Below are 417 nucleotides of genomic sequence, written 5' to 3'. Positions count from 1 at the left end.
GGACTCCGACGGGTCCATCGACCCCCGCTTTCTGTCACTGCAGGAACGTGAAATGATCCGGGACCTGAGCCGGGCCGGTTCCTCGCTGAGGACGATAGCGCTGACTCTGCAGCGTTCCCCCTCGACCATCAGCCGGGAACTGCACCGCAACAGCGACCCCCTGCTGGGTTACCTGCCCCACGGAGCGGACCGGCAAGCCGCCGCCCGCAGAGCCCGTCCCAAGACAGCGAAACTGACCGGCGAGTCGAAACTGCGGGATTACGTGCAGGCAGGACTGGGTCTGGAATGGTCACCGGAGCAGATATCGCACAGGCTGGTCACGGACCACCCCGATGACCAGGAGATGCGCGTGAGCCCCGAGACGATCTACCAGGCCCTCTACCTCCAGGCCCGGGGCGGCCTCAAACGCGAAATCCA

General features: G+C 65.5%; 1 protein-coding gene. It reads left to right on the top strand.

Annotated elements, in window-relative coordinates:
• Nucleotides 1–417: transposase (locus AC1DD3_RS22140; RefSeq protein WP_476882534.1), on the top strand; the 417-nt coding region annotated here is incomplete at both ends.

Source organism: Arthrobacter sp. 05T444 (assembly GCF_056395905.1).
The sequence above is the reverse complement of the archived record's forward strand: the minus strand, read 5'-3'. Positions and strand labels throughout refer to the sequence as shown.